Source organism: Pseudoalteromonas sp. C12FD-1 (assembly GCF_037414265.1).
Lineage (GTDB): Bacteria > Pseudomonadota > Gammaproteobacteria > Enterobacterales > Alteromonadaceae > Pseudoalteromonas.
Genome location: NZ_JBBEVD010000010.1, coordinates 1 through 262, shown reverse-complemented (window position 1 = coordinate 262; position 262 = coordinate 1). Strand labels below are relative to the sequence as shown.

The following is a 262-nucleotide window of genomic DNA, read 5'->3' as shown; positions in this document are numbered from 1 at the left end:
TGTAGCAGTTAATGTGCCGTCGTTTAATGCGCTTGCATCAACCGGTTCTGTGACGTATTCGCCATTTTGTACAAGCGCCGTTGTTTCAACTTGGTTTGTGCCATCGCTGATAACAACAGTTACAGTTTGGCCGTCTTCAACATCGGTTACTGTACCGCGTACCACGATTGCTGCACTTTCGCCGTTGCCATTTATAACGCCATCTGCTGTTTTATCAATGCTGGTTGTAATTGCTGCGGTGTTATCAAGTTCTACGCTATCT

At 45.8% G+C, this 262-nt stretch carries 1 protein-coding gene; it reads right to left on the bottom strand.

Going from position 1 to position 262, the window contains the following annotated elements; translation table 11 throughout:
- Nucleotides 1-262 (bottom strand): hypothetical protein (locus WDB87_RS00050; protein ID WP_337848637.1); only part of this gene is annotated, 262 nt, incomplete at both ends.